This window comes from Stieleria sp. (genome assembly GCF_041595215.1).
GTDB lineage: Bacteria > Planctomycetota > Planctomycetia > Pirellulales > Pirellulaceae > Stieleria > Stieleria magnilauensis.
Map to the genome: position 1 here is coordinate 1 of NZ_JBFHKV010000773.1, position 4,334 is coordinate 4,334.

The 4,334-nt window shown below is 58.6% G+C and carries 4 protein-coding genes and 1 pseudogene; 4 read left to right on the forward strand and 1 reads right to left on the reverse strand.

Annotated elements, in window-relative coordinates; translation table 11 throughout:
* The 4 genes from ABX749_RS23940 to ABX749_RS23955 form a co-directional block, all read left to right on the forward strand.
* A partial coding sequence (locus tag ABX749_RS23940; RefSeq protein ID WP_372898215.1) for an ABC transporter permease occupies nucleotides 1-912 on the forward strand: 912 nt, incomplete at its 5' end.
* 4 nt (nucleotides 913-916) lie between these two features.
* On the forward strand, nucleotides 917-1,906 hold the full coding sequence (locus tag ABX749_RS23945) for an ABC transporter ATP-binding protein (protein ID WP_372898216.1): 990 nt from the start codon (nucleotides 917-919) through the stop codon (nucleotides 1,904-1,906).
* A complete protein-coding gene (locus ABX749_RS23950; protein WP_372898217.1) occupies nucleotides 1,899-2,954 on the forward strand; it encodes an ABC transporter ATP-binding protein in 1,056 nt (351 codons plus the stop codon). Before ABX749_RS23945 ends, ABX749_RS23950 begins: the two co-directional genes overlap by 8 nt.
* Before the next feature lie 201 nt (nucleotides 2,955-3,155).
* Nucleotides 3,156-3,842 (forward strand): DUF6174 domain-containing protein, encoded by a 687-nt coding sequence (locus ABX749_RS23955; protein WP_372898218.1) that lies wholly within the window; start codon nucleotides 3,156-3,158, stop codon nucleotides 3,840-3,842.
* 110 nt (nucleotides 3,843-3,952) lie between these two features.
* Here ABX749_RS23955 and ABX749_RS23960 read toward each other — a convergent pair.
* Nucleotides 3,953-4,334 (reverse strand): annotated as a pseudogene (locus ABX749_RS23960) (serine/threonine protein kinase); the annotation flags it as partial.

Consider the following 4,334-nt stretch of genomic DNA (forward strand, 5'->3'; position numbering starts at 1 on the left):
CGATCGATCGAACAGCTGCGTGCCGAGCTTGCTTCGGCCGGGCCCAAAAAACGTCCGCTGATCGAAGCGACGATCGCCGACCGCATCGACGTGGAGCATCCCTTTAATCAGATGTGGAACGAACTCGGTCCGGTGGCCTGGTGGATGACAGAAATCCGCGTCGCCGTTTTCGGCGACTATGCGATCCCCAGCCTGTTCGGCACCGACAAACTCGGTCGCGACCTGCTGGCGCGCGTCTTTTGGGGCGCACGTGTTTCGTTGATCGTGGGCATCGTGGCGACGCTGGTCAGTCTGATCATCGGAGTCAGCTATGGCGCGATCGCGGGCTACTTTGGCGGAAATATCGATGCGGCGATGATGCGATTGGTCGACATGCTGTACTCCATTCCGTTCATCTTCGTCGTCATCTTTCTGGTCACGTTTCTCGGCGAAGACTCGGTCAAAAAGAAACTGGATTCGGTCGGTATCGACCAGATCACGATCTTCTACATCGTGATCGGTGCGATTTACTGGTTGACCATGTCGCGTGTCGTCCGCGGCCAAGTCATGTCGCTGCGTCACGAGCAGTTTATCGAAGCGGCGCGGACCGTCGGCGCGTCCTCATGGAGGATCGTGTTTCGACACCTGGTGCCGAACGTGCTGGGTGTGGTGATCGTCTACCTGACACTGACGATTCCCAGCGTGATGCTGTTCGAAGCGTTTTTGTCCTTCCTGGGGCTGGGTGTTTCGCCGCCCGACGTTTCGTGGGGACTGCTGCTCAACGACGGCGTGGAAGCGTTGTCGATCATCAAGGTGTTTTGGTGGGTCGTGGTCTTCCCCGGCGGTGCCTTGGCGGCAACCCTCTTCGCACTCAACTTTCTCGGCGACGGCATTCGTGATGCGCTCGACCCGAGAATGAAGAACCGAGATTGACAACATGGTTGAATCAACGCCGCTGCTGAAAGTCGAAGACTTGCAAGTCAGTTTCAAGACGGATGAATCCCAGGTCCGCGCCGTCCGCGGCGTGTCGTTTGACGTCTATCCCGGTGAAACCGTCGGATTGGTCGGCGAAAGCGGCAGCGGAAAGAGCGTGACGAATCTGGCGCTGATGGGATTGGTGCCCAAGCCGCCGGGCCGTATCGACGGCGGACAGGTTCACTATCAAGGGCAAGACCTGCTGAAACTAAATGATCGGCAAATGCAATCGATCCGCGGTCGCCGCATCGCGATGATCTTTCAAGATCCCATGACGGCGCTCAACCCGTTGATGACCGTCGGGCAGCAATTGACCGAGATGACGCGTTTGCACCTCGGTCTCGGTCGCAAGGAAGCCCATCGTCAAGCGGCTGAGATGTTGGAGTTGGTCGGGATCAGCGGCGCCGAGAAGCGACTGCGCGATTACCCCCACCAATTCAGCGGCGGGATGCGGCAACGCGTGATGATCGCGATGGCTTTGTCGTGCGAACCCGATTTGTTGATCGCCGATGAACCGACGACCGCGTTGGATGTGACGATCCAGGCACAGATCTTGGATCTGCTCCGCGATTTGCAACAGCGTCGCGGTACCAGCATCATCATGATCACCCATGACCTGGGCGTCGTGGCGGAGATCTGTCATCGCGTGTTGGTGATGTACGCCGGACGCGTCGTCGAAAAGGCCGACGCCCAGACCTTGTTCGCCGATCCGAAACACCCCTACACGCAGGGCCTGCTTCGCTCGCTGCCACGGTTTGACCAATCGTCCGACACGTTGGAAGCGATCCCGGGGCAACCGCCCGATTTGGGCAACCTGCCCGGCGGGTGTTCGTTTCGGCCGCGCTGTCCGCTGGCCGTCGATGCGTGCCAATCGCGGGACCCCGAATTGATGAACTTGGACGGTCGGCATGAAGTCGCGTGCTTGGTTGCGCAGGAGGCTGTTGATGTCTGAAACCAACCCATCGCCGATCCAGTCGCCGACTGTCGCGCCGACGTCCGTGCCGGGGGCATCGCCCGCCGCGCCGTTGCTGTCCGTTGCGGACCTTCGCGTTCACTTTCCCTTCAGCCGCGGCTCGTTCCTCAGTCCTCAGCGCGGCGTGATCCGCGCCGTCGATGGACTGTCGTTTGACATCAACAAGGGCGAAACGCTGGCATTGGTGGGCGAGTCGGGGTGCGGCAAATCAACCACCGCGCGGGCGATCATCAATCTGGTGCATCCCACCAGCGGATCGGTGCGGCTGGAAGGTGTCGACATCACGCGACTGGGTGACCGTGAAATGATGCCGTATCGACGTGTCGTGCAAATGGTTTTCCAAGACCCGTTCGCGTCGCTGAATCCACGCATGACCGTCGGCAGCATCATCGGTGAACCGTTGGCCGTGCACGGATTGGCCTCGGGCAAAGACCGCAAGCTGGAAGTGTTGCGGTTGATGGATTTGGTGGGGTTGAACCCGAGATTTTTGAATCGCTATCCGCACGAATTCAGCGGCGGCCAGCGACAGCGGATCGGCATCGCCAGAGCCTTGGCGGTCCAGCCGAAATTGATTTTGTGCGACGAACCGGTCAGTGCGCTCGATGTATCGATTCAAGCCCAAATCATCAATCTGCTGATGGATCTGCAGCAGCGGCTCGGGCTGTCGTACTTGTTCATCGCGCACGACTTGAGCGTGGTTCGTCACATCGCCACGCGCGTCGGTGTGATGTACTTGGGGCGGTTGGTCGAATTGGGCGAGGCCGAATCGGTGTACTCGCATCCCACGCACCCGTATACCGAAGCGTTGTTGTCGGCGGTGCCCGTCCCGGACCCGTCCAAGGCCGCGTCACGTCAGCGGATTCGATTGGAAGGTGAAGTCCCGACGCCGGATCGAGAACACGTGGGATGTTCATTCGCCGATCGCTGCCCCTTGGTCGTCGACAAATGCCGGTTCGACCGGCCGGTTCATCGGCAGGTTTCTGGTAGCGAGGAAGTGCATACGGTGGCGTGTTGGGAGCGGGGCTGATTCTGAAATTTCAAAAACTCGTCCTCTTTGGTGTGACGTTTCGGATCAAAATCGGCCGTGATTGATAGCGGGCCAATTAGAATGAATCGTTCGCGACTCATTCTCATTCTCGGGACGTGGATCGAATCGACGCCCCATGCCTGTGAACAAGTTTTTCATTGAGCTGTAGATACACCACCAGTGAAGAGATACCGGGTTCCCATGAATCGTCGACGCCCCCTGACCGTACAATCACTAGAATCCCGATTGACGATGAATGCCGGGGCGATCGCCTGCGCTGGACACCACAGTTTTTTCAACCCACGCGACACCAACGGAGATCAGGTTGTCGGACCGCGTGATGTATTGGTGGTCATCAACGCGCTGCAAGTGCACGGCGAGTTGGCGGGAAACGAGTCTCAGGGAGACCCGCCACAGTGTCACGTCGACACGTTGGCGGTGGATGTCAACGGCGATGGAATGCTTTCGCCCGCCGATGCGCTTTCGGTCATTAACTGGTTACAGCAAAACCACCAACAGCGACAGGAGTTGTCAGCGGCCCGAGAGACTTGGTCTCGAAACGGGCCGAGCGATTACGTCATGGTTCATCAATGGGGGTATTCGGCCTTCATCCCTGAAGTGACGACAACGGTCCGAGCCGGCGTGATTGCATCGGCGGTGGATGAAAATGGAAATGAAAAGTCCCACGGCGGTTCTTTTGACGCCGGTCTGACTGTGGAAGCCGTCTTCGACCTGATCGAGCAGGAACTTGACCAAGGCCACTTTCGTATCGAAATCAGTTACGATCCCGAAACCGGTCGGCCGACACGGGTTTACTCCGATCCGATGGAATGGGCAGCGGATGATGAATCTCTTTTCATCGTCAACTCGTTTATAGAGCTTGCCTAACGTTCGCTCGTATTGAGACGTCCGACGGGCAGGAATGCTTGATCTGCGGTTATCCGGCAGGCGTTCACCGACGTCCTTGACCGATTTTGGCTGAGCCATGGAAATTTGCCTCAACCGCCTTGTCGTTGTCTCTTGCGCCAGTATTGATATCCGGGGATGAAGAAGCAGAGCGCCGAGACGATCCCGAAGATCAGATGCGCCCAGCGAGGTGCGACGGCCATCAGTAGCGACGCGGCGAACAGTGCGATCGCTTGAAAGTAAAACGCGCCGGTCAACATGCCCGCTTTGACCACAAACACGATCGCGCTGATCACGCCCAGCAGTGGCGAGAGCACCAGCACGTCGAGTCCGAGCAGCCACTCGATCGGAAACAACATCCCGATCGCGATCATGCTGCCGCCCCAGACGTGCGCGATCTGGCGTTCGATAAACGTTACCGGTCCCATTCGTTGCCGGAATTTCCAAAACACGGCCGCCCACGCGCCCAATCCG

What these genes read in the sequence shown, in the direction of transcription:
- ABX749_RS23955 (WP_372898218.1), top strand. Translation starts at nt 3,156, where the DNA reads ATGAATCGTCGACGCCCCCTGACCGTACAATCACTAGAATCCCGATTG.
- ABX749_RS23950 (WP_372898217.1), top strand. Translation starts at nt 1,899, where the DNA reads ATGTCTGAAACCAACCCATCGCCGATCCAGTCGCCGACTGTCGCGCCG.
- ABX749_RS23945 (WP_372898216.1), top strand. Translation starts at nt 917, where the DNA reads ATGGTTGAATCAACGCCGCTGCTGAAAGTCGAAGACTTGCAAGTCAGT.